This window comes from Allobosea caraganae, assembly GCF_003351345.1.
In the GTDB taxonomy this organism is placed as follows: Bacteria; Pseudomonadota; Alphaproteobacteria; order Rhizobiales; family Beijerinckiaceae; genus Allobosea; species Allobosea caraganae.
The window spans coordinates 1-25,391 of record NZ_QQTO01000041.1 but is presented as its reverse complement, the minus strand read 5'-3'; the positions used below and the strand labels follow the sequence as shown (position 1 = coordinate 25,391).

Genomic DNA, 25,391 nt, shown 5'->3' with positions numbered 1-25,391 from the left:
CACAGGACGATGGCATGGCCTGGCGATTGCCGCCGCTCAACGCATTGCGCGCCTTCGAGGCTGCCGGACGGCATGTCAGCTTCACCCGCGCAGCCGAGGAACTCCACGTCACACCCGGTGCCGTAAGCCGGCAAATCAAGCTTCTCGAGGACTTCCTCGGGGTCGAGCTGTTCGACCGGACCAACCGCGACCTGCGCATATCCGAGGCAAGCCGCGCCTATGTCGCGGCGCTGACCGATGTGTTCGACCGCACCGACGGCGCGACGAAACGGCTGCTCAACGCCCATAAGGAGCAGCCGCTGCACGTCCATTGCGCCATGACGTTCGCATTGCGCTGGCTGATGCCGCGCCTGCCTTTGTTCCACAAGCTCGATCCGACCCGCGAGATTCAGCTGACGACGTCCTTCACGCCGATGCCGGCCTCGATCCTCGGCGCCGGCGACGTCGATATCTCGATCCAGCTCGGCCGTGGCGACTGGAGCGGCCTCATCGCCCATCGCATTGCCGGCGGCGAGCTCGTCCCGGTTTGCAGCCCGCAATTGCTGGCCACCAGCCCGGCCCTTCGGCATGCGAACGATCTGAGCCGGCACACGCTGCTGCATTCGCTGGCGCGCCCCGACGACTGGCGCGACTGGCTCGCCGCCGCCGGCGCGGATGCCGTCGATGCCGGCCACAGCCTGCGTTTCGAGAGTTCGAGCCTGGCCTACCAGGCGGCGATCGACGGGATCGGCATCGCGATCGGCCAGATGGCGCTCGTCGTCGAGGATATCGAGCTCGGCCGGCTGGTCCCGGCCTTCGACTTCGTCTTCCAGAACGGCAACGCCTATTACCTGACCTATCTCGAACGCGCCGAGAAGAACCCGCGGCTGATGGCCTTCCGCGACTGGATCCTGGGCGAGGCCGGGCGCTACGCCCGGAAATACAAGTTCCCGATCGAACGCGGCGCCACGTTCGACCTCATTCCCCCGCCACCTCGATGATGCCGTCGCGGGCGAGCGCGGCAACCTCGTCTCGGGAATAGCCGGCAATCCGCATCAGGATCTCGGCCGTGTGGCTGCCGACGCCCGGCGCATCGCACTCGATCCGGAGCGGCGCCTCCGCGAGCTGGAAGGGGAAGCCCTTCAACAGCCCGCCATCCTCCGCCCGCGCCAGCGCGCTGTCCCAAAGGCGGTGCTGCTGCCCCAGCAGCGACTTGCCGTTATGGACCATGGCGGCGGCGATCCCCGCCGCAGCCAGCGCCGGGACCGCCTCGCTCGCCGGCCGCTCGGCGATCCAGACGCGGAGTTCGGTCTTGATCTCGGCATCGGACAGCATGGCCTGCACGCCGAGAAGCCGGCACAGCCCGTCGACCTCCGCATCGTCGATCGTCACCGCGACCCAGTCGCCGTCGCGGTCGCAGAAGCAATCCTGCAGGCGGTGCGGCGCCTGCTCGTTGCCGGTGCGCGCGGAGGCCGTCTCGCTGCCTGCCGAGAGGAAGGCTTCGCCGCACAGGAAGCTGGTGAGCTCGCGCTGCGACATGTCGAGATGGGTGCCGCCCGCGCCATCCCGGCGCGCGCGCCAGGCCGTCGCGATCATGCCGGCGGCGAAGAGCGCCACCACCTGGTCGGGATAGTTGACGTCGCGGCCGCTGATCGTCGGCGGCCCCTCGGGATAGCCGGTCATCCAGGCAAGCCCGGCGACCGCCTCCAGCGTCGAGCCATAGGAGACATAGGCCGCATCGGGTCCGGTTTCGCCCTGGCTCGAGATCGAGGCGAGGATGATCTCGGGATTGGCGGTGCGCAGCGCCTCGTAGCCGAGCCCGAGCCTGTCGAGCACGCCGCGGCGGAAATTCTCGACGACGAGATCGCTCTCCGCCACCAGGCGCAGGAAGGCGGCCCGCCCGGCCTCGTGCTTGAGGTCGAGGCTGATGCTGGTCTTGTTGCGGTTGGTGGCGCGGAAGAAGGGCGGAACCCCGCCTGCCTGCGCGGCCGGATCGCCCGCCGTCCAGAGCCGGAACGGATCCCGGTAGCTCGGCGATTCCACCTTGATCACCTCCGCGCCCATATCGGCGAGAAGGGCCGAGGTCGCGGCTCCGGCGGTGATGATGCCGAGATCGAGCACCCGGCAGCCATGCAGGGGCGCGGAGTTCATGGGCTGTCAGCCATGGCTTCGCGTCGGACCGGCGCAGGCGCATCGGGCGTAAAGATCCGACCGCCCCAGATGACCGGCAGGCGCGGCATGGCCGCCTCCACGCCTTCGCCGAGATCGACCGTCGCGAAGAGACCGCGTGAGACGTTCTGGGCATCGGCGACGAGGTCCTCCGGGCTCCAGACCGGGCCGAGCGGCAAGCGTCGCGCCAGTGCCGCGGCATGCAGCTCCTTGCGGTTCCGCGACAGGAAGCGCTCCGCGATGATCTGCGTCACCTCGCCTGCCCGGCGCAGGCGCTCGGCCCGGTCGAGGAAGCAGGGCGCCCGCAGGCGCGGGTCGTCGACCATGTCGCAGAGCGCCCGCCAGTCCGCGTCCTGATAGACCAGCGCGATCCAGCCGTCGGCGCAGCGGACCACCTGCCATTCGGCGGCGGCGCCCGCACGCGTCAGCGCTGGCGCGGAGGCGACGAAGGGCGCGCTCTTCCAGTTCAGCCAGACCACGGTGTCGAGCATCGAGACCTGCACGGTCTCCGGCGCGGGCCTGCCGGCGACCTTCGGCTTGCACAGGGCGGCGGCGAGCCCGGCATAGGCGGCGAGCCCGGTGGAATAGGCCATCTGGTGCCCGCCGAGCCGCAACGGCTCGCGCTCGGGATCGCCGACCATGTCGAGCAGGCCGCCGAGCGCCGCCACGGTGAAGGCGCTGGCCGGCCCGTGTACCGCCCCCGGCTTGAATAGCGACAGCACCGCGACGACCGCAGGCAGGTCGGCGAGGTCGGCGAGGCCGGCATGCAGGCCGCAGTCGAGAATGGTGGCGTCGGCCTCCGCAAGCTGCCGGGCCAGCGCCTCGTCGTCTTCGAGTACGATCTGCTTGCCGGCGTTCAGAAAGGCCGCGACCGTGCTGGTTCCGCCGATGAACGGGGCGACGCGGTCCAGAGGGTCGCCGCCTTGGGGTACGAGCTTGACCACGCGGGCGCCGAGATCGGCCGCGATCCGTCCCGCCAGGCCGCCGGCCAGGCGCAGGCCCAGCGGCGCATCCAGCGCATAGGCTTCGACGATCGCGACGTCATGGAGCGGTCTGATCGCTGCCTCCCGCGACTGGCCCGCTGCGCAGGAGCCGGACGGCATGCTGCATCCGCTCGCCCTGGCGGCGATAGACGAACTCGACCTCGGCGCCGATCCAGGAGCCGTCCGGCTCGTCGCCGATCAGGTTGGAGACGACGATCGGCCCCTCCGCGATCTGCACCGCGACCGAATTGTAGGGCGGCGGGAAATCGTCGAAATACTGGCGGTGGAAGACCACCCAGGACAGGATGGTGGCGCGGCCGGAGAGCGGCTTCCAGCTCGCGGCCAGCGACAGGCAATGCGGGCAGATCGGCCCGGGCGGATAGCGCACCGTCGCGCAATCGTCGCAATGCTGCAGAGCGAAGCGCTGCTGCTCGATGCTGTCCCACATCGGCTGGTCGTAGAGCGTGAGCACACGCTGGGAGAGGCCCATGATGCGCTCCTATTTGCCGTAGATGATCGAGACGGCCTTGCCGGCCACGTCGGAGCTGTAATGCACGAAGCGGCAATCGGGCACCTGACGCGCGCCGCACTCGCCGCGCATCTGCCTAACGGCCTCGACCTGATGGTTCCAGCCCTGCATGTAGCTCTCGGAGAGATGGCCGCCGCTGGTGTTCACCGGCAGGCCCTTGGCCAGAGAGATGCCGTGCTCGCGCATGAAGCGGCCGGCCTCGCCGGTGCGGCAATAGCCGTAGCCTTCCAGCGCCAGCGGGATATGGCAGGAGAAGCTGTCATAGACCTGCAGCGCGCTCATCTCGGACGGGCCGGCGCCAGCCATGGCGAAGACCTGCTCGGCGGCCTGCTGCTGCGCCGGACGGTAATAGTCGAAGAGCCGCGGCTCCAGGCTGGTCGCGCCGGCATTGAGGTCGGAGCGGCCGACGCCGTGGATCGGCACGGAGCGCGCGCTCATGCGTTTGGCCCGCCCCGCCTCGGCGACGATCAGCGCGACGCCGCCATCGTTGATCAGGCAATAGTCGAAGAGATGCAGGGGCTCGCAGATATAGGCCGAGTTCAGGTAGTCCTCGACCGTGATCGGCTTGCGCATCAAGGCGTTGGGATTCTTGCTCGCGGCCAGGCGCTGCGCCACCGCGACCTCGCCGAGCTCGGCCTCGGTCAGCCCTTCCAGCTCCATGTAGCGCCGGAACATCATGGCGTAGAGCGCGCCCTGCGAGGTGAAGCCCCAGGGCGCGTGATAGACATAGGACAGGAACATGTTCCCGCCCATGGCTTCCGCGCCGCCATAGCTGATCGCCGCCGAGCGCTGGTCGTTGCCGTAGACCAGCGCGACGACCTCGGCGAGGCCGCTGCGGATCGCCATGCAGGCCTCGATGATGCCGAGCATCGCGTCGGCCTGCCCGCCCCAGCGGACATTGAGGCCGAGCAGTTCGCCGATGCGCTCATAGGATGTCGTCGGGCCGACGATCAGCCCGTCGATCTCGCTGCGGTCGATCCCGGCATCGGCGAGCGCCTCGCGGAACGCGACCGCGCCATAGCCGTTCGAGTCGTGCGGCTTTCCCCCGGCCCGGACCCGGGCGTGGTCGCCGATCCAGTCGCTATGTCCGACGCCGACGACGGCGGCGACCTTGGCAAGATCACGCTCAGCCATGCCGAGCGTCCCGGCACATCTGGCTGTGCCTGTTTCCGATCTGAAATTCCGGCATGATCCTGCTTCGCAACGGCCCTTGATGAGGCCCTTAAGAAGGTGCGGCAGGCTGCTTGCGTCAAACGACTAATCAGAAAGGCAGCTTGAGTTTCGCTCACAGGACGAGGCGGCTGACGGTCGAATGCAAAGCGAAGGGGAACGACCGAGAAGAAGGCGTTCGCCGCCTGGTGCCTCGCAGCGATGCCGGCCTGCGCTCGCGCAGGTCCTCAGGCGAAAATAATGCCATAAATCTTTATGAATCAATATCTTACGGGATTTATATCTAACCTTCTGATATAGATCATGTCTGTCGTTGCCCCATTTTTGGGCGGCGCCTAAGCTCCCGGCCATGAAGGGCGATAAACGCCCCGTCTTCAGGGAGGTCACGATGACGCGTTTACGCGCCTGGCTGCTTGCCGCTTCGCTCTTGGCTCCGGCAATGCAGCTCTCGCCAACGCCCGCAGCGGCGCAGGGCATTCCACAGAACATTCCGCGCAAGGAGCTCCTGATCCTCGAGAACCCGGAAGGGACGATCAAGAACGCCGGCTGGTTCAACATCTGGGCGATCAACGCCGGCAGCCAGTCGAACGGGTTGCAGCAGGCCGCGCTCGACACGCTCTGGTACATCGATCCGGAAAAGGGCCTCGACGGCGCCTGGGACAATTCGCTCGCCGCCGACAAGCCGGTCTACAACGCCGACTTCACCGAGATGCGCGTCAAGCTGCGGCGCGGCCTGTTCTGGAGCGATGGCGTCGAGTTCAGCTCGGCCGACGTCAAGGCGACGGTCGATGTCCAGATCAAGAACCCGAACATGCGCTTCTCGGCGGTCCTGGCCAACAACGTCGCCTCGGTCGAGGCGCCCGATGCGGAAACCGTCATCTTCAAGCTGAAGAAGCCGAACTCCCGCTTCCACACTAATTTCACCGTGCGCTGGGGCGCGATCTGGATCCTGCCGAAGCATGTCTTCGAGAAGGTCGATGACCCGTCGAAGTTCGACTTCAACAAGCCGGTCTCACTTGGCGCCTATACGCTGAACTCGTTCGATCCCGACGGGAAATGGTACATCTGGCAGCTCCGCGAGGACTGGCAGCGCAGCTCGCTCGGCCGCTACGGCAAGCCGGGACCGAAATACCTCGCTTATGTCGACCCTGGCCCGCCCGACAAGCGCGTCATCGCCCAGCTGAACCACGAGCTCGACGTCATCCACGACATCGCGCCCGAAGGGATGTTCACGCTGGCGAAGCAGGACAAGGGCACGCGCGCCTGGTTCAAGGGCTTCCCCTACGGCCATCCGGACCCGACCCTGCCGGCGGTGATCTTCAACACCCAGAACGAGAACCTCAAGAACCGCGATGTGCGCTGGGCGCTGGCGCTGATGATCGACGTCAAGGCGGTCACGATGGCGGCCTATCGCGGCGCCGCGACCATCTCGGCGATTGCCGTGCCGCCGACCGGCATCCACCCGGAAGCCTATCACAAGCCGATGGAGGCCTGGCTCAAGGATTTCGAGATCGATACCGGCACGAGCAAGCTCAAGCCATACGATCCCACAGTGGGCAAGCAGATCGCCGACATGCTGCGGCCTTCGATGGGCGAGCAGATCCCCACCGATCCGGCGGTGGTCGCCAATTCCTTCGGCCTCGGCTGGTGGAAGACCAATGTCACTGCTGCCGGCGAATTGCTGACGCGGGCCGGCTTCCGCAAGCAGGGCAACCAGTGGCTGACGCCTGACGGCAAGCCCTTCGTGGTCAGGCTGATGGTCGAGGGCGATCTCAGGCCGGTGATGACGCGGGCCGGCACGATGATCGTGCAGCAATGGAAGCAGGCCGGCATCGACGCGCGCATCGACGTCGCGCAGGGCACCTTGCTGACGCGGCGCGCCGCGGGCGACTTCGACGCCTTCATCGGCTGGAGCGTCGAGACCTGGGGCGGGCACCAGGACCTGTCCTATTTCATGGATAGCTGGCACTCGCAGTTCGTCGCCCCGGCCGGCCAGCCGCAGCCGCTGCGCAACTGGCAGCGCTGGTCGCACCCCGACCTCGACAAGATCATCGAAGACATCCGCAAGATCGGCTTCGACGATCCCAAGGGCGTCGAGCTCGGGCGCGACTACGTCAAGCTGATGACCCGCGAGATGCCGATCATCCCCTTGATGGCCTACAACGTCTTCACGGCGATGGATCAGACCTACTGGAAGGGCTACCCAACCGCCGACGATCCCTACGCCAACCCGGTCACGAACTGGGGCAACTCGCGCTACATGTTCGTGCGGCTGAAGCCGGCCAACTGAGCGAGCCCGGGCCGCCCGGCCGGGCGGCCCGCCTTCTTCCCACCCGTCTTCCTCGCAAGAGGCAATCGCCAGCCGGCGGCGTCGCCGCCCGGGCCGGTGGAGCTTTCGGGATCGCATGAGCGCTTACCCCGCCTATCTCGCGAAACGCCTGGTCCAGTTCGCCCTGGTGGTCTTCATCGGCGTCAACCTCGCCTTCGTGATCACCCATGCCTCGCCGATCGACCCGGTCGAGCAGTCGATCTCGGCAGTGACGTCCTTCGGCACCACCTCGCCCGATGCGATCGCGGCGATGCGCACCTCGCTGCAGGAGCTCTACGGGCTCAAGGGAACGCTGGCGGAGCAGTACGTCACCTTCTGGAGCCGGGTCCTGCGCGGCGATTTCGGTCCCTCCCTCTCCGCCTTCCCGACGCCCGTCTCGGCCTTGATCGGCCGGGCCCTGCCCTGGACGGCCGGGCTGCTGATCATCTCGACGCTGATCACCTGGGTGCTCGGCAATCTGCTCGGCGGGCTCGCCGGCTATTACCAGCGCAATCGCACGCTCAAGCTGATGGGCGTCGTCGCCATGGGCGTCCACCCGATCCCCTACTACATCGTCGCGCTGATGCTGCTCATCGTCTTCGGCTTCCTCTGGCCGGTGCTGCCGATCACCGGCGGCTCGGCGATGAACCTCCAGCAGGGCTGGAACTGGCCCTTCGTCTCGAGCGTCGTGCTGCATTCGATCCTGCCGGCGCTTTCGCTCATTCTCATCGGGCTCGGCAGCTGGTTTCTCGGCATGCGCTCGCTGGTGTCGAACATCGTGACCGAGGATTACGTTGTTTATGCCGAGATCGCCGGGCTCGACAGCCGCCGGGTGCTCGGCGCCTACGTCATGCGCAACGCGCTCGCGCCGCAGGTGACCGGGTTGGCCATGTCGCTCGGCGGCATCTTCAACGGCGCGGTGATCACCGAGAAGGTCTTCGGCTATCCCGGCGTCGGCACGCTGCTCGTCGACGCGGTCTATGCCGGCGATTACGGGCTCGTTCTCGGCGTCACCACCGTCTCGATCATCGCCGTGTCGGTCGGCGTCCTCGTCATCGACCTGCTCTACCCGCTGATCGACCCACGCGTGGAGCTGCGCTGATGCTGACCATCCTGCGCGACCTCATCCGCTACAATCTCGAGTTCCGGATCGGACTCGTGCTCGTCACCATCGTGCTCGTGATGGCGGGCCTCTCCTTCGTCTCGCCCTATCCGCCGGGCGAGGTCTACATCGTGCCGCCCGACGTGCCGCCGTCTTCCACGTACTGGTTAGGGACGACCTCGCGCGGGCAGGACGTGTTCTGGCAGCTCACCTTCGCGATCCGCAACACGCTGAGCTTCGGCATCATGGTCGCCGTGCTGTCGCGCATCATCGCGCTCGTGGTCGGGCTGCTCGCCGGCTACAGCGGCGGCTGGATCGACCGGGTCCTGATGTCGATCAACGACACCTTCATCATCATCCCGCTCTTCCCGATCCTGATCCTGTTCTACTTCGTGTTGCGCGATACGATGTCGACGACGCTGCTCGCCACCATCATGGCTTGCCTCGGCTGGGCCTATGACGCCCGGCTGATCCGCTCGGTCGCGCTCAGCCTGAAGACGCGCGAATTCACCCAGACCAGCATCTTCTCGGGGATGAAGACGCACGAGATCCTGGCGCGCGAGCATCTGCCCTACGTGCTGCCGATCGTGTTCTCGACCACGATGAACAACATGAACTGGTCGATCGGCATCGAGGTCACGCTCGCCGTCCTCGGCTTCACCGACATCAACGCCCCGACCATCGGCGGGATGATCTACTGGGCGAACCAGCACACGGCGCTGGTGGCCGGCATCTGGTGGTGGATCGCCTTTCCGATCGGGCTGGTGGTGATGACCTTCGTCGGCCTCTTCCTGCTCGCCGTCTCGATGAACGAATACATCGACCCGCGCAGCCGGCTCGCACGGATGGGGGGCGGCCGATGAGCGAGGCGTCCGATCCGGCGCCGGTGCTTGAGGTCCGCGACCTCCAGGCGCATTTCCGCACCCGCTACTTCGGCGTCAACCGCGAGGTGCGGGCGGTGGACGGCGTCAGCTTCGACGTCCGCCGCAACGAGATCTACGGGCTCGCGGGCGAGTCCAGCTCCGGCAAGACGACCCTGGTCAAGACGATCGCGGGGCTGCTGAAGCCGCCGCTCGAGATGGTCGGCGGCTCGGCCCGCTTCTCCTTCCTGCCGGAATGGGACGCGGTCGGGCGGGCTCCGCCGGAGGTGGTGCGCCGCATCCGCTGGCGCCATCTCTCATACATCATGCAAGGCTCGATGAACGTGCTGAACCCGCTCAGGCGGATCAAGCACAGCTTCCGCGACTTTGCCTGGCGTCACCTGGGCGGCAGCAAGGGCGAGTTCGACGCGAGGGCGGCCGCGCATCTGGAGCGGGTCAAGCTCGATCCCTCGGTGCTTTCAGCCTATCCGCACGAGCTTTCCGGCGGCATGCGCCAGCGCGTCACCATCGCGCTCGCGACGATCTGCAAGCCGGACTTCGTCATCGCCGACGAGCCGACGACGGCGCTCGACGTCGTCGTGCAGAAGGACGTGCTGGCGATGATCCGAAACATCCAGCGCGAGATGGAATCGAGCGTACTGTTCATCACCCACGACATGGGCGTGCACGCGGCCCTGACCGACCGGCTCGGCATCATGTATGCGGGGCGCCTGGTCGAGGACGGCGATACGCCGGATGTCTTCGCGACGCCGCTGCATCCCTATACCCGGCACCTGATCGCGAGCCTGCCGCGCATCGGCGACGTCAAGCAGCGCGAGGGGCTGGAGGGCACGCCGCCCAACCTCGCCGCGCCGCCGCCGGGCTGCCGCTTCCACCCGCGCTGCCCGCTCGCAATGCCCGTCTGCGCGACGATGGTGCCGGCGATGGTCGAGACGCTGCCGCGCCATCGCGTCGCCTGCCATGCGGTCAACCCAGGGGTGGCAGCATGAGCGCGCTGCTCGAACTCGACCGGGTCAGCAAGAGTTTTTCGCGGGGCGGACTCTTCTCGAAGCAGCGCGTCGAGGCCGTGAAGGACGTGAGCTTCGCCCTCGAGCCGGACAAGCCCGAGATCTTCACGGTGATCGGCGAGTCCGGTTCCGGCAAGTCGACCCTGGCGCGGATGATCCTGGGCATCCATGCGCCGAGCTCCGGCCAGGTCCGGCTCGCAGGGCGCGACGTCGCGACCTACGAGCGCCGCGCCTTCATGGCCGAGGTGCAGCCGATCTTCCAGAACCCGTTCGAGGCGTTCAACCCGCTCAAGCAGCTCGACCGCTATCTGTTCATGACGGCAGAGCGCTTCGGTGACGCATCCGGCAAGGGCGCAGCCCAAGCGCAGGCCGACGAGGCGCTCCGGCAGGTCGGCTTGTCGCTGGCCGAAATCGCGGGCCGGTTTCCGCATGAACTGTCCGGCGGCCAGCTCCAGCGCGTCGCGATCGCCCGCGCACTCGTCGCCAAACCCCGGCTGATCGTCGCCGACGAGCCGGTCTCGATGGTCGACGCCTCCTTGCGCATGTCGATCGTCAACCTGTTCGGCCGGCTGCGCGACCAGCTCGGCCTGTCGATCGTCTACATCACCCACGACCTCGCCACCGCCTACTACATCAGCGACCGGCTGATCATCATGCAGAAGGGCGTCGTGGTCGAACAAGGGCCGGCGCGCGCCGTGCTCTCCGCCCCCACCCATCCCTATTCCCGCCAGCTCCGCGACGCCGTGCTCACGCCCGACAGCGCCGGGGCCTTCCGCGCGGATCATTCGCCGAAAGCCGTTGCAACATCCGGAGACATGCCATGAGACAAGCCAGCATCACCTTCGACCGCGCCTTCGCCATCGGCGACACCGATCCGCGGCTATTCGGCGCTTTCGTCGAGCATCTCGGCCGCTGCGTCTATGGCGGCCTCTACGAGCCCGGCCATCCCACCGCGGACAAGCGCGGCTTCCGCAAGGACGTGCTCGACCTCGTCAAGGAGCTCGGCCCGACGATCATGCGCTATCCGGGCGGCAATTTCGTCTCGGGCTACAATTGGGAGGATGGCGTCGGCCCGGTCAAGGACCGGCCCGCCCGGCTCGACCTCGCCTGGTTCAGCAACGAGCCCAACAGCTTCGGCACCAACGAGTTCATCGACTGGTGCAAGGCGGCGAAGATCGAGCCCATGCTCGCCGTCAACCTCGGCACGCGCGACGGCGACGCGGCGCGCAATCTCGTCGAGTACTGCAACCATCCCAGCGGCACGGCCTGGTCGGATCTGCGCATCAAGCACGGCTGGAAGAAGCCGCACGACGTCAAGTTCTGGTGCCTCGGCAACGAGATGGACGGCCCCTGGCAGATGGAGCACAAGACGGCGACCGAATATGGCCGCGTCGCGCATGAGGCGGCGAAGATGATGCGCTGGATCGACCCCTCGATCGAGCTCGCCGCCTGCGGCTCGTCGGGGCGCAACATGCCGACCTATGGCCGCTGGGAAGACGACGTGCTGGAGCACACCTTCGACCAGGTCGAGTTCATCTCGCTGCACACCTATTTCAACAATTATGCCAGCGACACCAAGGCTTTCCTGGCCAGCCCGGACCTCATGGACCAGTTCATCGAGGAGGTGGTCGCGATCTCCGACGCGGTCGCGGCGCGGCGACGCTCCGACAAGCGCATCATGCTGAGTTTCGACGAGTGGAACGTCTGGTACCGGACGCGGCGCGTGCGGGCGGACCGTGTCAAGGAAGGCTGGCCGGTGGCGCCGCCGATCCTCGAGGAGATCTATTCGATGGAGGACGCGCTGGTCTTCGGCGGCGCCTGCATCTCGCTCCTCAACCATGCCGACCGCGTCAAGGCCGCCTGCCTCGCGCAGCTCGTCAACGTCATCGCGCCGATCATGACCGAGACCGGCGGCCCGGCCTGGCGGCAGACGATCTTCTGGCCCTTCGCGCAAATGAGCCGGCTCGGGCGCGGCAGCGTCCTCAAGGCGATCGTGAAATCCGAGAGCTACCAGGCCTCCTACTATGACCCGCGCGGCAAGCACGACCTCTTCTACCCGATCGACGCGCCCTATCTGAAGGCGTCGGTGGTCAGCGACGACAAGGGCGTCTCGCTCTTCCTGCTCAATCGCGACCTTGAAGGGGCCATCAACGTTGCGGTCGACGCGCGCGGCTTCGGCAAGCTCAAGGTCACGGAAGCAACGGAGCTGCGCCATAGCGACCTGAAGGCAGTCAACAGCAAGAAGGAACCGCTCAAGGTCAAGCCGGCGACATTGAAGGGCGTCTCGACGAAGTCGGACAGGATCACCCTGGAATTGCAGCCGGCATCGTGGAATGTGATCCGGCTAGAAGGCTGATAGGACGGCGCCCGGAACCATGGACAAGAGCCCGCCACCGCCGCATCGCGGACGCCGCAGCAATGGCGGCGGGACGTCGAATGCCGGTCGCCGGCAGGACAAGGGCTACCTCGTCGTCAATGCCGACAAGCAATATCAAGTGCTGCGCGGCCTGGCCTCCCCGGTCAGGCTTCGCATCCTGAAACTGCTCAACCGGCAGGGACCGAAGAACATCAATCAGATCGCCGAGGCGCTCGGCCTGCCGCAATCGACGATCGCCACCAATGTCCAGGTGCTGGAAGAGGCCGAACTGATCTCGACGTCGCTGAGCAAGGCGGCCAAGGGCCAGCAAAAGGTCTGCGCTGCCCGCTATGCCGAGATCGTCGTCAATCTCGACCCGGACGACCCGAGCCGGGAGCGGAACATCGTCGAGGTCGAAATGCCGCTCGGGCTCTATACGAGTTCGAACGTCTCGGCCCCCTGCGGGTTCTGCTCGACCGAGCGCATTCTCGGCGTGCTCGACGTGCCCGAGCTGTTCCTCGACCCGCGGCGCGTCCAGGCCGCGCTGATCTGGTTCGGCCGCGGCTACATCGAATACAAGTTCCCGAACAACGCCAAGGTGCTGAACCAGGCGATCACGGCGCTGGAATTCGAAATGGAGATGTCGTCGGAGGTGCCGGGGACGAACGCCGACTGGCCCTCCGACATCAGCCTGTGGGTCAACGAGCGCAAGGTCGGCACCTGGACCTGCCCCGGCGACTATGGCGACCGCCGCGGCACCTACACGCCGCCCTGGTGGAAGCTCGAGGGCTCCCAATACGGCATCCTGACGACATGGCGTATCACCGCCGAAGGCACCTTCCTCGGCGAGCGCAAGCTTAGCGACGTCGCCACGACGGACCTGGATCTCGATCGCCATCATTCGATCAGGTTGCGCATCGGCATCGATGAGAAGGAGGGCCGGCCGGGTGGCGTCAACATCTTCGGCCGCGGCTTCGGCAACCACAATCAGGACATCAAGATGCGGCTGCACCTGCACGGCATGAACGCCCTGCCTCATGTCGCGACCTGAGGGGCCTCTCCAGCAGCAGACGCTCCCGGACGTCTCGGCATTACGCAGACGCGCTATCTGGAGAAACGACCCTCCTTTCGGCCGAGGACATCACCAAGGCTCAAGCGGCGGCGAAGTCCGACCGCGCCGGGGAACTGTCTGCTCTGGTCCTGCGGGCGCCGATCGAGCGTACCATTGCCGATGCCCGGCTTGATCCTGCCGAGACGGATTGAGTGTTGCTGCCGGGCAGGTTTCACCGGGCTATCCGCGCGCTCGAAATCGCCATCTGAAGCTCCGCCCGGTCGGGCATCGCCGCCTGGGCGCCTTTCGCCCGGCAGGCGAGCGACCCGCCAATACAAGCCTCCCGCAGCGCAGTCCCAAAGCCTTTCCCAGCATCGAGGCCAGCCGCCAGGACGCCGACGAACGTATCCCCGGCGCCCGTCGTATCGATCGGCCGGATCGCGAGGGCAGGGGCGAGGTGGCGCTTGCCGTCCGGAGTGAAGGCGATCGCCCCGTGCTCTCCGGCCGTGACGATGCAGGTCGTGCCGCCAAACGCCGCGAGGGCCTGCGCATCGGCATCGAGCCCCAGATCGCTCACGCCCAGGAGCGCGGCTGCGGAGCGGGCCTCGATCTCGTTGACGACGAAGACATCGGTCGCTGCCAGGAGAGCGTCGAGTTCCTCGCGCGTGAAGTCGGCCGGGACCGGCGCAAAGTTCCAGGTCACCCGGCCGCCGCGCGCCTTCAGCCGTCTCGCCACCTCCAGCGAGGCTGGGAACGGCACCTCCATCTGGAAGATGCCGGTCGTGTCCGCGCCAAGGAGTTCGTCGGGAACGGCGCTGGCGACAGGCCGGGCATTCGCTCCGCTGGCGACGGTGATGGCGTTCTGGCCGGCGCGGTCGACCGTGATGAACGCGCACCCCGTCGGCTGCTCGGTCAGGGCTATTGCGCTGACATCGACGCCGTTCGCCGCCAGATTGGCCGTGCACATCCGCCCGAACGGATCGTCGCCGACGCAGCCGACCATCGCGACGCCGCCCGGCCCGGCGACGCGGGCTGCCGCCACCGCCTGGTTCGCGCCCTTGCCGCCGAAGAGATGCGCGTAGCTCGGCGAGAGCACGGTTTCGCCGGGGCGCGGGATCGCGGCGACCTCGGCGAAGAGGTCCATGTTGATCGATCCGAAGACGAGAATCATTCCGGCTCCCGAAGGTCGTGCGGGCCCGCGCGCGTCATGGCGCGCAGCCTATTTCAGGCCCGACGAGGCGATGTTGCGCAGGTAGAGTTTCTGGAAGGCCAGGAACGGGATCAGCGCGACGAGGCAGGCGATCGTCGTCGACGAGAACAGCCGACCCCAGGACGTCTCCTCGAAGGAGATGTTCCGGGTGATGGCGATCTGCACCAGCGTATGGTCCGGCGAGGGCGCCGCGACGAGCGGCCAGAAGAAGGCCTCCCACTGCGTGATGAACTGCATCAGCGCGCCCGTCACCACGACGGGCCAGGACAGCGGCAGCGCGATGCGCAGGAAGATGTGCAGCCAGGAGGCGCCGTCGACTCGCGCCGCCTCGTAGAACTCCTTGGGCACGCCGACGAAGAACTGCCGGAACAGGAAGATCACCAGCCCGTTCGCCACCTCCGGCAGGATCAGCGCGCGGTAGCTGTCGACCCAGCCGAACCAGCGGATGATCTGGTAGAGCGGGATGACGATGGCCTCGAACGGCATCATCGCGGAGGCCAGCACCAGGATGAGCAGGAACTTGCGGCCGGGAAAGTCGAACACCGCGAAGGCGAAGCCGGCGGCGGAGTTGACGACCACGCCGAGCAGCATCGTCGACAGCGCGACGAAGAGCGAGTTCAGCAGGGCGCGCGGAAAGCCGCTCTCGGTGAGCGAGAGGTAGTTCTCGAAGGTGAGCCTGCCCGGCACGAAGGTGCGCCAGCTGAACTGGTGGCTGTTGGCGAAGATCTCGCCGGCCGGGCGGAAGGACGAGGCCACCAGCCAGACCAGCGGCAGCAGCAGGACACAGGCCAGCGCGACCAGCAGGACGTAGCGCGCGCCGGTGATGCCGACGCGCCGGCTCATGGTGCCATGGACCGCGCTCAACTCTCGTCCTCCCCATGGCGCAGCAGGCGCAATTGCACGATCGCCACCGCGATGACGATCAGCAGGATCACCGACGAATAGGCCAGCGAGCGGCCCCAGTTCATGAAGGTGAAGGCGGCCTCGTAGGCGCGGAACATCATCAGCGAGGTCGAGTCGTTCGGGCCGCCGCTGGTGATGATGTAGACCGGCGCGAAGAACAGGAAGTTGACCGCCGTGTCGGCGATCAGCACGAAGGTCAGCGGCCGGCGCATCTGCGGCAGCGTGATGTGCCAGAAGCGCTGCCAGCCATTGGCGCCGTCGATGCGCGCCGCCTCGTAGAGCTGGTCGTCGATGCCGAACAGGCCGGCGAGCAGGAAGACCATCCAGTAGCCGCAGCCCTTCCAGCTCGCGATCGCCATCATGGTGCCGAGCGCCTGGCCCTCGTCGCGGAAGAAGCCCTGGCGCGCGAAGCCCAATTGCTCCAGCAGAGCGTTGATCGGCCCGAGCGTCTGGTCGAGCAGCATCGACCACAGCACCGCGGTGAGGCCGATCGACAAGGTCATCGGCAGGAAGAAGGCCGCGCGGAAGAAGGTGATGCCGCGTCCCGGCTGCAGCACCAGCAGCGCCATGGCGAAGGCGATCGCGATCTGCAGCGGGTTGATGATCAGGTTGAACAGGATCGTGGTGCGCAGCGAATGCCAGAAGCCGGCATCCTCGAACAGGCTGGCGAAGTTCGCCACGCCGACGAAGGTTTGGTCGCCCTCCAGGCTCTCGCGATAGAGCGCGCCGACGCCCGCCACCGCGATCGGCGCGAGCCGGAAGACGAGCAGGCCGAGCAGCGCCGGCGCCAGGAAGAGCACGGCCAGCCCGAGGCCGGAGCCGGGCTGGCGCAGACGCGGCAGGGCCTTTCTCCCGGCTGCCGCCGCGCCCGATGCAGTCATGTCCGTCACGAACGATGCTCCGTCACGAACGGTACTTGGCCATTTCGCGGTCGATGTCCTTGGCCGCGCGCTGCAGGCGGGCGCCGGCTTCGGCGCCGCCGGTGATCTCGCGGATGGCGATGCGCAGGATGTCCTCGTATTCGCGCCAGCCGGGCGTCGCCGGGCGCGGCACGGCGGTGTTGTCGAGCTCGTAGCGCATGATCTTCCAGCCGGGCGTGCTCAGCACGTCGGACATCGAATCCCAGACGCTGCGGATCACCGGCGGGTTGGAGCGCAGGCGCGCCTGCATCTCGATCGTCGCGGGCTCGGCCAGGAAGCGGATGAAGGCCTCCGTCGCCTCCTTCTGCTTGGTGCGCGGGTTCATGCCGACATGCCAGCTGCCGGTCGGCGTCACCGGCTTGCCGTCGGCGAAGTAGGGGTGTGCCGCCACCGTCCACTCCAGCCCGTCGCGCCCGCCGAAGATGCTGAGGTTCGAGTTGGTGCCGAGGAACATCGCGGCGCGGCCGGTCGCGAACAGCTCCTGCGCCAGGTTCGGCTCGAACACGTTCGGCGGCGAGACCTGGTGCTTGGTGTAGAGCTCGCCATACCAGCGCATCGCATCGACGAATGGCGCGCTGTCGACGAAGCCCGCCGCGGTCAGGCCGTCCGGCCCGATCACGGTGGCGCCCTTCGATTGCGCGAGGGGCAGGAGCTGGTAGGGCCGCTCGGCCTGCTCGACGACCAGGCCCCAGCGATTGCTGCTGCGGTCGGTCAGCTTCTTCGCCGCCTCGAGCACCTGGTCCCAGGTCCAGCGGCCGTTGACGTCGGCGGGCGGCGGCGTGACGCCGGCCTCCTTGAAGATCTTGGCGTTGATGTAGAGCAGCTGGCTGCTGGAGAAGAGCGGCAGCGTGTAGAGCTTGCCGCGGAAGCTGCCCTGGTCGCGCGCCGCCTTGGTGTAGCGCGACAGGTCGCCGACGATGCCGTCCAGCTCCTGGAGATGGCGGCGTACCGCATAGGAGGCGGTCAGCGGCCCATCGGCGATGTAGATGTCGGGCGTCGGGCCGCGTGATTGCAGGCGCACCTCGATGGCCTGGAAGAGCTCGCCGAAGGGCAGCCGCTCGTCGCGCAGCGTGACGCCCGGGTTCAGCTCCTTGAACTTGTTGAAGATCGGCGTGACATGGCCTTCCGGCCAGGCCTGCCAGATCACGTTCAACTCTCCCTTGGCCTGGGCGAAGGCCGAGCCACCGCGCGCGGCGAAAGCACCCGCGCTGGCGGCCAGCAGGCTCATGGCATGGCGCCGTGTCAGCATGGTCTCATCTCCCCTTTGTGGTTTCTTGGTTCAGTTGTCGTAGCTGGTCACCGCATCGACGACCTTGTCGACCACCGCCGCGCCGTCGATCTCCAGGGCCACCAGCGCGTTGGCCGGCAGCTGCCGGCGGGTGGCGCCGGCCGGCTCGCTCAGGAAGGTGCGCAGGTCGCAGACCGTGGTGCCGCGCACCTCCGGGCTCGCCAGCTCCATGTGGACATGGCACTCGCGGTGCTTGATCAACTCCGGGTGCACGAAGGGCACGACGGCGCAGGAATCGTGCATCGGCGCGCCGCCCAGCCCGTAGACCGCATTCGAGCGGCGGGCGTAGAACTCCTGCAGGTCGCCCATCGCCTTGCCCACAGGCCCGCCGCTGGCGCGCATGCGCGCGACGTGCGGCTCGCGGATCAGCGCCTGGCGCGTGATGTTCAGCCCGGCCATCATCACCGGAATGCCGCAGGCGAAGACGGCGGCGGCAGCCTCCGGATCGGCCCAGAGGTTGAACTCGGCCGTCGGGGTGACGTTGCCGATCGTGGTGCTGCCGCCCATGATGCTGAGGCCCTTGAGCAGCTCCGGCAGCTTCGGTTCCAGGCGCAGCGCCAGCGCGAGGTTGGTCATGGGCCCGACCGCGATCAGCACGAGCTCGCCCGGCGAGCGCTTGGCCTCGCGGATGATGGTCAGCGCGGCATGCTCGCCGGTGACGTCGCGGTCCGGCACCGGCAGGTCGGCGCCGTCGATGCCGCTCTTGCCGTGCAGGGTCTGCTTCTGCAGCTTGGCCTGGACCAGCGGCCGGTCGGCGCCGGCCGAGACCGGCACGTTCAGCTTGGCGAGCGTGCAGACCGAGAGCGCGTTGCGCGTGGTGTCCTCCAGCGGCGCGTTGCCGTGGACCGTCGTGATCGCGACCAGGTCGAGATGCTTCGCCGCATAGAGGATGGCCATCGCATCGTCATGGCCGGGGTCGCAGTCGATCAATACGCGGGTCATGGGCACTTTCCTCGTTCACGTGCGGCATAGGGCAGTACGGACGTGCCGGCCTTGGGCGTGGCACAGCCGCGTGATCTCGAGGAATTCCGGCATGGCGGCGCGCCTATCGGCGCGAGCGACAACGATGGCGCTGTCGACCATTTGGGCGTCCTCCTTGGGGCAGGGCGGTTCAAATCCACCTCTTGCATACGTGTGCAACGTTAGCCTTGACGAGTTGGCCCGGTCAAGCCACTGATCGCGACGATGACAGATGCAAGCAAGCGCCGCTGGGTCACGTCGCTGGAGGTCGCGCAGCTCGCGGGAGTGTCGCGCTCGGCGGTGTCGCGCAGCTTCACGCCGGGAGCGAGCATCGCCGAGGAGACGCGCTGGCGGGTGCTGGAGGCGGCGGAGCAGCTCGGCTACCGCCCGAACGCCATCGCACGCAGCCTGAACACGCGCCGCTCCGGCCTGATCGGCGTGGTCGTGGCCGATGTCGGCAATCCGTTCTACGCGCGCCTGGTCGAGGCGCTGGCGATCGAGATTCAGGCGCGCGGCCGCGCGCCGCTGGTCTTCGTGGCGAAGGAGGCGGGCGCGACCGATGCGCTGCTGCCGGAACTGTTGTCCTTTCAGGTCGATGGCGTCCTGGTCGCGAGCGCGACGCTTTCACTGCGCGTAACGCAGCTTTACACGGCCGCCCGCACGCCGATCGTGCTGCTGGACCGGATGGCGGATGATGGCGAGGATGTTAGCGGCGACATCAGCGCCGACAACGTCGCCGGCGCCGCGATGGTCGCCGAGCTCTTCGCGACGACGGGCCGCCGCAGGCCGGCCTTCATCGCGGGGCTCGAGAACACCTCGACGAGCCGCGACCGGGCCGCGGGCTTCGTCGCAGGCCTGGCCCGCCATGGCCTGAGCCTCGCCGGACGCGATGCCGGCCAGTACAACTATGCCGGTGGCCAGGCGGCCGCGCGGCGGCTGCTTGGAGCGCGCGAGCGGCCGGACGCCATATTCTGCGCCAATGACGAGATGGCGCTCGCGGTGCTCGACGTGGCGCGCGGCGAATTCGGGCTGAGCGTTCCGGAAGGCCTGTCCGTCGCCGGCTTCGACAATGCCGCGCCGGGCGCGCTCGCGGCCTATAACCTCACCACTGTCGACCAAGGGCTTGAACGCATGGCGAGCGAGGCCGTGGGCATGCTCGAAGGCGCGCTCGACGCCTCGCACCCTCCAGGCCGGCTTCGCCTGCCCTGCCGACTGGTCGGGCGCGCCACCACCCTCTAGCAAATGCGCTGGCTGATCCCGCTTGGCAGCAGACAGTGTCCGTCGTCCCGGTCAGGAATAGCGGGCTGAAGTCTCGAAGCCGATTGCGCGGTTGATTTCGTGCGTTCGCCTTCAGCTCTTGCGGTCGTGCGGCGGGCTCGCGTTGGGCGGCGTAGCGAAGAACATCCACTCGGATCGGGAACGCTCTCTCAAAGTCATGGCCATGCAGTTGTGATGCAGCAAAAGTTCAATCGCTTCTTAGCTTGGCGTTCATCATGCCTCAGCACTCCAAATTTACGCGAAGGCTGCATGACAGACACGGGGGTTACTATTTGAGATATTCGGTCCACCGTGCTGCATCTTCAAAACAGTATCCTCGAGATGATCGCCAAAGGGGAAACCCTTGAAGCCACGACGGATCGCCTCTGCCGTGAAATTGAGGCGCTTTTGCCGGGCGTTTGGTGTTCCGTACTGCGGGTGGAGCGCAACGGATTGCTGCATCCGCTCGCCGGACCTCGTTTCCCTGACGAATATTCCACTCTGCTCGAAGGGCTGATGATCGGCCCGCAAGTTGGTTCCTGCGGCAGCGCTGCCTATCTCGGAGCGGCCATCACGGCGACCGATATCGCAACCGATCCGCGCTGGGTCGACTTCAAGGGACCGGCCCTGGCGCTGGGGCTCAAGGCATGCTGGTCCACGCCGATCCGCGGCGCGGGGGGCGCTATACTCGGGACATTCGCGTTCTATTTCAAGGAGAAGCGCGGTCCCACCCCGCGCGAGGTGGAAATCGTCGCGTCCTGCACCGCCTTGTGCGCCATTGCGCTGGAACGCCATCAGCGCGTCATCGAGCACGAGCGCCGGGCTTATGTCGACGCCCTCACGGATCTGCCGAACCGGGCGAGTTTCGACGTCGCGCTGGAGCGCCTGTCCTGTGCGGAGCCCGGCGCCTGGGCGCTGCTGGTGGTCGATCTCGACAACCTCAAGACCATCAACGACACCTTCGGTCATGCGATCGGCGATGCCCTGTTGCAGGCGGTCGCAGCGCGGGTCGCGGCAAGCATGGCGCCCGACCGGGTGTTTCGCATGGGCGGCGACGAGTTCGCCGTGATCCTCCAGGGAGCCGAAGCACTCGCCAGCGTCGAGCGCGCGGCGCAGCGGGTTCTTGAAGCCCTGGCCGTGCCCGCCGAATGCAGCGGGCATATGATCCTGCCGCGCGCGACCATCGGTGGAGCCGTGCTGTCGGCGGATGACAGCGATGCCGAGAGTGTGCGTCAGCACGCCGATTTCGCGCTCTACCACGCCAAGGAGATCGGCCGCGGCGGCTTCGTGCTGTACTGGCCGGGGATCGGCAGCGCGATCAAGACCCGCATCGAGGCGATCCGGGATGTCGACGCAGCCCTGCAGGAGGGCAGGATCGACGCGTTCTATCAGCCGATCGTGCGGCTCGACACCCGCGCGATCGTCGGACTGGAGGCTCTCTGCCGCCTGCGGAGGCCGAGTGGAGAAATCGTTTCCGCAGCCGCATTTCACCAGGCGACCTCGGATGTGAGCGTCGCCTCGCATCTGACGGAACGCATGATGGCGGTCGTCGCGTCGGACGTGCGCTCCTGGCTGGAGCAGGGCATTCCGCTTCAGCATGTCGGCATCAACATCGCCTCGGCCGATTTCCACAGCGGAACGCTGTACTCCCGCCTCGAGGCCGCCTTCGGCCGCGAGAACGTCCCGTTGAAGCACATCATTCTGGAGGTGACGGAGTCAGTCTATCTCGGCCAGCGCGATCCGGTCGTCGCGCGGGAGATCAAGGCGCTGCGCGGCCATGGCCTGCGCGTCGCGCTTGATGATTTCGGCACCGGGTTCGCGTCGCTCACGCATCTGCTGACGGTGCCTGTAGACATCATCAAGATCGACAAATCCTTCATCGATCGCCTTGCGCAGGGCGACCCAAGCCTGGCGATCGTCGAAGGCCTGGTCGACATTGCGCGCAAGCTCGACATCCGCGTCATCGCCGAAGGTATCGAGAGTGAAATCCAGGCGAGCCTCCTGACGGAGATCGGCTGCAAGCTCGGCCAGGGCTATCTGTTCTCCCAAGCCGTACCCCGCCAGGTCGCGACAGGCCTCCTCGTTCGATTTGCTCAGCCATCCGGTGAGCAGGAGGCGGGCAAGGCAGGCGGTATGACGAGCCCTGCGGGCAAGGCGTGGCGATCGGAGGACGCAGGTGTTGGCCAGTCGCAGCGCTGAAATCATTCGAACATTTCTGGCCGCGACGAGGGCTCATATCGTGCGAAACCGTGTCAAGATCCTCGACGCCGGCTTTCTGCTCGTCCTGCTTTCAGTTGCCAGCCTGCTCGCCTTCGAGATCGATATTTTCCAGTCCGCCGATCTGGTCTCACCCCAGGAAAAAACCATCGAGCTGGATGAAGTCTTCGTCCTGTCGACGCTCGTGATGTGCGGGATGCTGTTTTACACATGGCGTCGCGCCCGCCAGCACAAGCGCGAAAACATCGAACGCCTCGCCGCCGAGGCCGAAGTGATGAACCTGGCGCTTCAGGATCCGCTGACCGGCTTGCCGAACCGCCGACAATTTGACGGTGCCCTCAGGGCCGCGTTGCGCACCGTGCCGACGGCTCCCGAGGCTCATGCCATCTTCATGCTCGATCTGAACGGCTTCAAGAAGGTCAACGACATTCACGGACACCCGATCGGCGATCAGGTCCTGATCCATGTCGGTGCGAGGCTGCTGCGCGCCGCGCGCGCGAGCGATCTGGTTGCACGGCTTGGAGGTGACGAGTTCGCGATCCTGGCCTCCAACATCGCGGGAGCCGAAGGCGCGACGAGCATCGCGCTGCGCGTCATCGAGAGCCTGTCGGCGCCGATCGTCGTCGACGGCATCCGCCATCAGGTCGGGGCTGCGATCGGCGTCGCCATCTCACCGCAGGACGGGATCACCGCCGAGGAGCTGATGCGCAAATCCGATGTCGCTCTCTACCGCGCCAAGGCCGAGCGCAAATCCGCCGTCCGCTTCTACGAAGAGCGCATGGACATCAGCCTGCATGAGCGCGACGAGTTGGAGCGCGCCCTGCTGAGCGGGCTCGAGCGAGGCGAGTTCGTCCTCAAATTCCAGCCGAGCCGCGCCGCGGATGATCGCATCGTCGGCTTCGAGGCCCTGCCGCGCTGGCGCCATCCTCGGCATGGGGAAATCGAACCGGAACGCTTCCTGCCTGTGGCGGAGGAACTGGGCGTCCTGGCAGAGCTCAGCGAAGGCCTGTTGCGGGATGCCTGCAAGGCAGCCAGCACCTGGCCTCGAGACGTCCGGCTGTCGTTCAATCTGCCCCGCGCTCTTCTCGGCGACGCGTCTTTTGGCCTTCGCATTCTGGCTACCCTGGCCGAAAGCGGGGTCACGCCCCACCGGCTGGACCTGGAGATCGATGAGGGGGCCCTGATCCGCGATACGGAGGCCGCCCAGGCGCTTCTGGGCCCACTCCGCAGTGCCGGGGTCTCCATCGTGGCCGACAATTTCGGCACGGGCTATTCCGACCTGCAAAACCTCAACCGGCTTAAGCTCGATGGCATCAAGATCGACCGCAGCTTCATTGCGGCGATGACCCATGACCGGCAGGCTGCCGTCATCGTCAAGGCGTTGATCGGGATAGGGCAGGGGTTGGATCTGGTCGTGGCTGCCGATGGCGTCGAAAACGCGGCCCAGAGGGCTGTGCTTGCCGCTCAGGGATGCTTCAACGGTCAAGGTGAACTCCATGGCGACGGCCTGGATGCCGACGCGGCCATGGCACTGTTCTCCGGGGAAGCCCAGCTGGTAGGTTAAACCCACCCGCAACGCGCCCATGCCGGCGAAGGCCGAACCATTCTCAAGAGCTGCGGACCCTGTGGCCGGCGGTGAACGCCCCGGTGGAATTCGTCTGGTCGGGTGCGTTCGGCGATGCGAGAGATAGACTAGCGCTGACCGGGCTGGGTCGGTTGTTGCCTGGAGCTGGAAATCTGAATCCGTCTCTCATCAAAAGGTTAGAGCATGATGTCGTCCGAAAACCGGTGCCCAGTTTTCGGCATCATGCTCTAAGGCGTGAGATCCGATGAAGTTGCTTCCACAATCCCTGCTCATTCGCCCCCGTCTGCTGATCGCAATGGGCGCGATTGCCTTGCTTGCGATCCTGCTGCCGAGCGAGTGGCATTGGACGACGCGGTTTCTCGTTGCGTGGGATGCGGGCGCGATCGTCTATCTCGGATTGCTGACGACGATGATCTTTGGCGAGGACGTCGAGCAGATCAAGGCGCGAGCCGCCGAGCAGGATGAAGGCGCGCTCGCCATTCTGATCATCGCCTGCCTGGCCGCCGCCGCGAGCGTCGCCGCCATCGGCATTCAGCTCGCTGGCCTGAATGCCGTGCCGTCCGATCAAAAAGGGCTGCACCTCGCATTGGGTGGGGTCACCATCCTCTGCTCATGGATGCTCGTGCACGCCTTCTTCACGTTGCACTACGCCCACGACTTCTACAGCGGCGACGACAGCAGGGGCGGCCTGGATTTTCCAGGCGATGCGGAGCCCAATTATGTCGATTTTCTCTATTTCTCCTACACGATCGGTTGCACGTCGCAGACGTCCGACATCGGCGTCACCACGCGCCAAGTCAGGATCATCGTCCTGGCCCATTCCGTTCTCTCGTTCTTCTTCAACACCAGCATCCTGGCCTTCGGCATCAATGTCGGCGCTTCGCTGGTCTCCGGATCCTGATCGGACCGGCAGGAGCCAATCACCAAGGTCCGGTTTCGGGCCGGCCCTCAATATCCGCGGTCTGCGTGACCGTCCGGTTGGAGCGGCGAGCGCACGTCGAGCAGGCGCTTCGGCTATGTGGTCGCTACGACGGTTCCTGTTCGCAGGCGATTGACCGCTGGGTCGTTTATCGCGTCGATTGCCTCGGACAGGTTACGCTTGGAAGCCGTAGCAAAAGCCAGGCCGGCGGATGCGCCAGTGTGCGTCCATCCGAACCTCGATGAGGTCTATCGGAGACGCGTGAGCGAGCTGGAGAGCCTGCTGGACGCGTCTGAGCTGCGGGATGAGGCAATGAAGCGGTTCGCTCGATGATCGACCGTATCGTTGTCACGCCTCGCGACGGCGGCGGCGTAAGCCCCGAGCTACACGGAAACTGGCGCGGGTTCTGGTGCTGTGCCCGCAGGACGCAAAAACCCCACCTCGAGACGAGATGGGGCTTTCAATCGCTTTCGCCCTGAACGGAGAAAAGCCCCGTGGTTTTGACCATCGGGGCTTTTGATTTGGTTGCGGGGGCAGGATTTGAACCTACGACCTTCAGGTTATGAGCCTGACGAGCTACCGGGCTGCTCCACCCCG

General features: G+C 66.5%; 21 protein-coding genes. 12 read left to right on the top strand and 9 right to left on the bottom strand.

The genetic code is table 11. The features are described from left to right. Positions 1-14: 14 nt before the first annotated feature. On the top strand, positions 15-980 hold the full coding sequence (gene gcvA / locus DWF00_RS28155) for a transcriptional regulator GcvA (protein WP_181832913.1): 966 nt from the start codon (positions 15-17) through the stop codon (positions 978-980). On the opposite strand, the gene DWF00_RS28150 is transcribed toward gcvA, so the two are convergent. The 4 genes from DWF00_RS28150 to DWF00_RS28135 are packed head-to-tail and all read right to left on the bottom strand — an operon-like array spanning position 958 to position 4,794. Beyond that, positions 958-2,130 (bottom strand): CaiB/BaiF CoA transferase family protein, encoded by a 1,173-nt coding sequence (locus DWF00_RS28150; protein WP_114832681.1) that lies wholly within the window; start codon positions 2,128-2,130, stop codon positions 958-960. The two genes, gcvA and DWF00_RS28150, sit on opposite strands and share 23 nt — an antisense overlap. Continuing rightward, positions 2,127-3,251, bottom strand: coding sequence for a CoA transferase (locus DWF00_RS28145; RefSeq protein ID WP_114832683.1), 1,125 nt, complete (start codon positions 3,249-3,251; stop codon positions 2,127-2,129). The genes DWF00_RS28150 and DWF00_RS28145 overlap by 4 nt, the downstream gene beginning before the upstream one ends. Beyond that, the gene (locus DWF00_RS28140; protein WP_114832684.1) at positions 3,190-3,621 is read right to left on the bottom strand and encodes a Zn-ribbon domain-containing OB-fold protein; all 432 of its coding nucleotides are present in this window, start codon (positions 3,619-3,621) and stop codon (positions 3,190-3,192) included. Before DWF00_RS28140 ends, DWF00_RS28145 begins: the two co-directional genes overlap by 62 nt. Before the next feature lie 9 nt (positions 3,622-3,630). Continuing rightward, complete coding sequence (locus DWF00_RS28135) at positions 3,631-4,794, bottom strand: thiolase family protein (RefSeq protein ID WP_114832686.1); 1,164 nt, start codon at positions 4,792-4,794, stop codon at positions 3,631-3,633. 475 nt (positions 4,795-5,269) lie between these two features. Here DWF00_RS28135 and DWF00_RS28130 point away from each other — a divergent pair, with 475 nt between their 5' ends. The 7 genes from DWF00_RS28130 (at position 5,270) to DWF00_RS28100 (ending at position 13,535) form a co-directional block, all read left to right on the top strand. Further along, a complete protein-coding gene (locus DWF00_RS28130) occupies positions 5,270-7,120 on the top strand; it encodes an ABC transporter substrate-binding protein (RefSeq protein ID WP_210207958.1) in 1,851 nt (616 codons plus the stop codon). 115 nt (positions 7,121-7,235) lie between these two features. Further along, positions 7,236-8,240, top strand: a complete 1,005-nt coding sequence (locus DWF00_RS28125; protein ID WP_114832688.1) for an ABC transporter permease — start codon at positions 7,236-7,238, stop codon at positions 8,238-8,240. Next, a complete protein-coding gene (locus DWF00_RS28120; RefSeq protein WP_114832690.1) occupies positions 8,240-9,103 on the top strand; it encodes an ABC transporter permease in 864 nt (287 codons plus the stop codon). Before DWF00_RS28125 ends, DWF00_RS28120 begins: the two co-directional genes overlap by 1 nt. Continuing rightward, complete coding sequence (locus tag DWF00_RS28115) at positions 9,100-10,110, top strand: ABC transporter ATP-binding protein (protein ID WP_114832692.1); 1,011 nt, start codon at positions 9,100-9,102, stop codon at positions 10,108-10,110. Before DWF00_RS28120 ends, DWF00_RS28115 begins: the two co-directional genes overlap by 4 nt. Beyond that, complete coding sequence (locus DWF00_RS28110) at positions 10,107-10,952, top strand: ABC transporter ATP-binding protein (RefSeq protein WP_114832694.1); 846 nt, start codon at positions 10,107-10,109, stop codon at positions 10,950-10,952. The genes DWF00_RS28115 and DWF00_RS28110 overlap by 4 nt, the downstream gene beginning before the upstream one ends. After that, entirely contained in the window at positions 10,949-12,484 is a 1,536-nt protein-coding gene (arfA, locus tag DWF00_RS28105) for an arabinosylfuranosidase ArfA (protein WP_114832695.1), read from the top strand. The genes DWF00_RS28110 and arfA overlap by 4 nt, the downstream gene beginning before the upstream one ends. Positions 12,485-12,503: 19 nt before the next feature. Continuing rightward, positions 12,504-13,535, top strand: coding sequence for an ArsR/SmtB family transcription factor (locus DWF00_RS28100; RefSeq protein WP_114832697.1), 1,032 nt, complete (start codon positions 12,504-12,506; stop codon positions 13,533-13,535). Between the two features lie 232 nt (positions 13,536-13,767). On the opposite strand, the gene DWF00_RS28095 is transcribed toward DWF00_RS28100, so the two are convergent. Genes DWF00_RS28095 through DWF00_RS28075 form a run of 5 tightly spaced genes read right to left on the bottom strand, consistent with a single transcriptional unit; the run spans position 13,768 to position 18,798 of the window. Then, complete coding sequence (locus DWF00_RS28095; protein WP_114832698.1) at positions 13,768-14,706, bottom strand: ribokinase; 939 nt, start codon at positions 14,704-14,706, stop codon at positions 13,768-13,770. Between the two features lie 48 nt (positions 14,707-14,754). Beyond that, on the bottom strand, positions 14,755-15,609 hold the full coding sequence (locus DWF00_RS28090) for a carbohydrate ABC transporter permease (RefSeq protein ID WP_114853098.1): 855 nt from the start codon (positions 15,607-15,609) through the stop codon (positions 14,755-14,757). After that, a complete protein-coding gene (locus DWF00_RS28085) occupies positions 15,606-16,529 on the bottom strand; it encodes a carbohydrate ABC transporter permease (protein ID WP_114832700.1) in 924 nt (307 codons plus the stop codon). Before DWF00_RS28085 ends, DWF00_RS28090 begins: the two co-directional genes overlap by 4 nt. A gap of 22 nt (positions 16,530-16,551) precedes the next feature. After that, the gene (locus DWF00_RS28080; RefSeq protein WP_114832701.1) at positions 16,552-17,817 is read right to left on the bottom strand and encodes an ABC transporter substrate-binding protein; all 1,266 of its coding nucleotides are present in this window, start codon (positions 17,815-17,817) and stop codon (positions 16,552-16,554) included. 30 nt (positions 17,818-17,847) lie between these two features. Then, positions 17,848-18,798, bottom strand: coding sequence for a nucleoside hydrolase (locus DWF00_RS28075; RefSeq protein WP_114832703.1), 951 nt, complete (start codon positions 18,796-18,798; stop codon positions 17,848-17,850). Between the two features lie 243 nt (positions 18,799-19,041). On the opposite strand from DWF00_RS28075, the gene DWF00_RS28070 reads away from it, so the two are divergent. The 4 genes from DWF00_RS28070 to DWF00_RS28055 all read left to right on the top strand — a co-directional run bounded on the left by DWF00_RS28070 (position 19,042) and on the right by DWF00_RS28055 (position 24,776). After that, on the top strand, positions 19,042-20,055 hold the full coding sequence (locus DWF00_RS28070; RefSeq protein ID WP_114832705.1) for a LacI family DNA-binding transcriptional regulator: 1,014 nt from the start codon (positions 19,042-19,044) through the stop codon (positions 20,053-20,055). A 360-nt stretch (positions 20,056-20,415) separates the two neighbouring features. Further along, positions 20,416-22,272 (top strand): sensor domain-containing phosphodiesterase, encoded by a 1,857-nt coding sequence (locus DWF00_RS28065; protein WP_114832706.1) that lies wholly within the window; start codon positions 20,416-20,418, stop codon positions 22,270-22,272. Then, positions 22,253-23,854 (top strand): putative bifunctional diguanylate cyclase/phosphodiesterase, encoded by a 1,602-nt coding sequence (locus tag DWF00_RS28060; protein ID WP_147283845.1) that lies wholly within the window; start codon positions 22,253-22,255, stop codon positions 23,852-23,854. The genes DWF00_RS28065 and DWF00_RS28060 overlap by 20 nt, the downstream gene beginning before the upstream one ends. 265 nt (positions 23,855-24,119) lie before the next feature. Next, the gene (locus DWF00_RS28055; RefSeq protein WP_114832710.1) at positions 24,120-24,776 is read left to right on the top strand and encodes a DUF1345 domain-containing protein; all 657 of its coding nucleotides are present in this window, start codon (positions 24,120-24,122) and stop codon (positions 24,774-24,776) included. Positions 24,777-25,391: the final 615 nt, after the last annotated feature.